Origin of the sequence: Methylobacterium sp. UNC378MF (genome assembly GCF_900103195.1) — a bacterium.
Taxonomy (GTDB): Bacteria; Pseudomonadota; Alphaproteobacteria; order Rhizobiales; family Beijerinckiaceae; genus Methylobacterium.
Genome location: NZ_FMWU01000067.1, coordinates 1 through 4,067 on the forward strand (window position 1 = coordinate 1; position 4,067 = coordinate 4,067).

The following is a 4,067-nucleotide window of genomic DNA, read 5'->3' on the forward strand; positions in this document are numbered from 1 at the left end:
AGTCGCCGAAGACTTCGGCGTCGGAGTTGAGCAGGACGACGGCGCGGCCCTGGCGCAGGCCGAGGGCGCGGTTGACCGAGCGGACGAAGCCGAGGTTGCGCTCGTTCTCGACGAGGTGGAACAGGCCGCGGCCGGCGAGGTGGGCGAGGTCGGCGGTGAGTTCCGGGTCGGGGGAGCGGTCGTTGACGGCGAGCAGGGTGAAGGGCGTGGCCTGGGGCGCCGACAGGCAGGCGTGGATGGCGCGCAGGGTCTCGCCGCGGCCCTTGTAGACGGGGACGATGACGACGACGCGGGCGTCGGCGATGGGCAGGGCCCGGGGCAGGCGGTCCCAGTCGTCGGACGCGGGGGCTTCCATGGGCGGGTAGGTGCCGAGATCCTCGGGCGCGGCCATCAGCCCGGCGGCCCGGCCGGTGCGCACGTAGTGCAGGAACGGCGACTCCCCCGGACCCAGAAGATGGCCGTAGGCCCGGCGATAGAAGCGGGTGGAGAAGGCCTTGCTCGGATCGCGGTCCTCCTCCTGTCCGTGGGACAGGAAGTGGATCGCCGGCCCGTTCTCGAAGCCGCGGGTATCCGGGTAGCGCTTGAGGTACCAGGGCGCGTCGAAGAACGGCTCGATCAGCCGGGCCTGCTCGAACAGCTCCGCGTCCTCCTCGGCCGGCGGCGCGCCGTAGCGCGGATCGAAGGTCTCGCCCGAGAGGTCGTCGCCGCGCAGCAGGGCCCGGGCGAGGTGGTGGACGAAGGGCGCGATGCCCGTCGCTTCCGCGGAGGGATGGTGCGCGCGGTAGGCCCAGCCGTTGAAGTCCGGCCTGGGATTGCGGCCCTTCCGCCAGCCGGTGTCGCAGTAGTCGCGCACCGCGTCCTCCGCCTCGGACAGCCCGTAGCGCGCCCGGTAGAAGCCGTGGTCGAAATGCCCCGCCACCAGACGCGCCTGCAGGTCCAGGAGCGCGTCCCGGTCCAGCGCCCCCTGCCCGATCGCGCCGAGCCAGCCCGTGTCCTCCACCGGCGCCCGCGCCGGCCGCAGCCCGCACACCCGCAGCAGCGCCGCCAGCGTCGAGCGCCCCGGACCCGGATCGCGCAGCTCCCGCCAGCCCGCCTCGGCGAAGTGCAGGTACGGCTCGCGCCCGCCCACATCCGGATAGGTCGCCCGGTACCACTCCGCGTCCACCGCCGGCAGGTTCAGCCGGTGCGGCTCCGCGAACGGCTCGGCCCCCGTCAGCCGGGTCTCGGCCACGTAGCGGAAGAACGGGTCGTCGCCGACCGCCCGGCTGCCGGACCGCGCCTGCACGAACCCGGCCGGGTCGAAGTCCGGCCGCGGGCTGACCCGTGCCCGCCAGCCCTCCGCCACGTAGTGGCACAGCAGCGCGTCGTCCGTGGCGCCGGCCAGCGCCTCGGCCTGCGGCTGAGGGAGGCGCTGCCGATAATGGGCGGCGTCGAAGTAGGGGGCGAGCGTCGCCATCCGCAGGGCCAAGGCGGCGTCCGGGTCGGGCCGGGCGGGTCCGCCGTGCAGGACGTAGTGCACCAGCGGGTTCTGGGTGGCGAAGGTGATCCCGCGGCTGAGGCAGTAGGCCAGGGTGTCGAACTGGGGCGCCGGCTCGCGGCCCTCGCGCCAGCCGGAGGCCATGTAGTGGTCGACCGGGTCGACGCCGGCGGCGGCGAGGTCGGGATTGCCGGCGCGGTAGAAGGCGCCGTCGACGAGGCGGCGGGCGAGGCGGTGGGCCTCGGCCGTGTCGGGCCTCGGCAGGGCGTCAGCCCCGCCGGCCCCACCCTCCCCGCTAGCTCCGCCAGCCCCGACGCGGCGGCGCGCGAGGGCGTGCAGGAACGGGTTGATGCCGGCGCGGGCGAGGTGGGGGCGCTGGGCGAGGTAGGCGGCGGAGTCGAAGTCGGGGCGCGGGTCGCGGCCCGCGCGCCAGCCGTGGACGAGGTAGTCGCGCACCGGGTCGGCCGCGATCCCGTACCAGCTCGCGTAGAACGCCGTGTCGAAGTGTGGGGCCAGGGCGGCGATCTGCGCGTCCGCAGTGAAAAGATCGTTCGCCGCTGGCAGGCCGCGGCGGGCCGCCAGCTGGAACAGCGGTTTGCTGCTCGCGCGGACCAAGCCGGAGCTCGCCCAGCGATTGTACAGGCCGTAAAATTTCTTCAAAATGTCGCTCTCGCGTCGCAGCCAGTCACGCCCCTATATTTGATCGCGGGCCTTTTACTGACCACCGTGTTCCACCCGCGAGCCACGAGGGGAACAAAGGGGCACGCTAGGTCTGGGGCGCAGAAGATCATGCCGTCGGCTGGATCGGGAACTGGTGCTATGGTGGGCATGAATTGACAGGGGCTGGGTCCATAACGGGAGTCCTCTGCCCTATCCGAGCGCATGCAGGCCGTAAATATCGGACTCGGCTTGGCTTGATAACCCGAGTTGGCAAGGACCTACCGTGCCGTTGACGCCGGAAGGGTCCTATGACCAATGCCTGCTACGAGAAAATTGCTATAGTGGAATCGATCGATGGCTGAGGACAGCACCCTATCAAAGGCACTCGTTGACGTCCGTGCGCGCAGGGCTGCTCTCCAGAGTGATTATGAGCGAATTGCTGCGGAGTTGACAAAGCTGCGTGCGGCCGAAGCTGCCCTGAACTCGATTGTGGAAGGCGTTCCGCTGGAGGCATCCGGGCTACTTCACCCATCCGAGGGGTCGCGGGTGCCGGTTGGCGAGCGAGCCTCGTCTGTGCAGGGCGGCCGACGTGGGGCCAGAGGCCCGCGCGCGAACTCGGCCAAAGGTCGTCTGAAGGCTCTCCTCGGCAGCGCTGGCCCACAAGGACTGTCTCATGCCGAGATCGCTGAACGGCTGCCGGACGTCGCGCCGAACACCCTCAACACTTACCTCAGCATGATGGTGACGGGCGGCGAGGCGGTCCGGAACGGTGACTTCTTTACCGCTGCGGCAGGAGCATCAGAGGAGTCCGGAGCAGAGGCCGATCCGTCCGACGATTTCTCGTCCGACGATGGTGCTCAGCGCGATATAGAAGCGGTGTGACCCTGGCCCACCAAACTGGTCCGCGCTGAGCGCAAGTTTTTCGGGCATCCTGAACCCTGAAGGAGGGTGGATGCCATGCCCCGCAAACGCTTCACGAACGAACAGATCGCCTTCGCCCTGCGACAGGCGGAGAACGGCGCGACGGTGGACGAGGTCTGCCGGAAGATGGGTGTATCCGAGCCGACCTTTTATCGCTGGAAGAAGCAGTTCGTCGGCATGGGCGTGCCGGAGATCCGACGGCTCAAGCAACTGGAGGACGAGAACAGCAAGCTCAAGCGGCTGGTCGCCGACCTGACGCTGGACCGCTCCATGCTGCAGGACGTCCTCAAACGAAAGTGGTGAGGCCTGCCGCTCGCCGTGAGGTCGCTGGTCACCTGCTGGTGGCCTATGGGATCAGCGAACGTCGGGCCTGCCTAGCCACCGGCTTCGGCCGTTCGTCCCAGCGCTACAGGAAGCGCTCGGACCCTCAGGTCGCGCTGCGGATGCGGTTGAAGGAGTTGGCTGCCGCACGGGTGCGCTACGGCTACCGGCGGCTGCACATCCTGTTACGACGGGAGGGCTGGGAGGTGAACCATAAGCGCACCTACCGGATCTACCGCGACGAGGGGCTGTCGATTCGGTCCAAGCTGCCCAAGCGCAAGCGAGCCTGGCGCTATCGCCAGGGACGACCGGCGATCGGTGGACCCAACGAGGTCTGGGCGATGGACTTCATGTCCGACCGCCTGTTCGACGGGCGCCCGTTCCGGATCCTGACGGTCGTCGATTGCCACACGCGAGAGGCACTCTCACTGACACCGAGAGCCAACTTCCGCGCCTTCCAGGTGACCGAGGCCCTGGACGCCTTGGTCCGGCTGCGAGGTCGGCCCAAGAGCCTCCGGGTCGATAACGTCCTACGTAGCGAGGAAGGACGGCTGGCCAAGAGACAGGTCTCCGTCCGCGAACATGCGCCCGCGGTGTGTTTGTCGTCAACGTCGATCCAGGCGGCTCCTGCCGATCCGGAAGAACTCTCGGCCATAGCGAACACAGGATCCAGCCGATGCACGCGGCA

2 protein-coding genes and 1 pseudogene are annotated in these 4,067 nt (G+C 69.2%); 2 read left to right on the forward strand and 1 reads right to left on the reverse strand.

The window, feature by feature from the left end; genetic code table 11:
- Nucleotides 1–2,137: glycosyltransferase family 2 protein (locus BLT59_RS32225; protein WP_139174173.1), on the reverse strand; the 2,137-nt coding region annotated here is incomplete at its 3' end.
- Nucleotides 2,138–2,491: 354 nt separating this feature from the next.
- Here BLT59_RS32225 and BLT59_RS30330 point away from each other — a divergent pair.
- Both BLT59_RS30330 and BLT59_RS30335 read left to right on the forward strand, forming a co-directional pair.
- Nucleotides 2,492–3,019 carry a hypothetical protein gene (locus BLT59_RS30330; protein WP_091789949.1) on the forward strand — a complete coding sequence of 176 codons (528 nt, stop codon included), beginning with the start codon at nt 2,492–2,494 and terminating at the stop codon, nt 3,017–3,019.
- 75 nt (nt 3,020–3,094) lie between these two features.
- Nucleotides 3,095–3,906, forward strand: a pseudogene (locus BLT59_RS30335) (IS3 family transposase); the annotation flags it as partial.
- Nucleotides 3,907–4,067: the final 161 nt, after the last annotated feature.

What these genes read in the sequence shown, in the direction of transcription:
- BLT59_RS30330 (WP_091789949.1), top strand. Translation starts at nt 2,492, where the DNA reads ATGGCTGAGGACAGCACCCTATCAAAGGCACTCGTTGACGTCCGTGCG.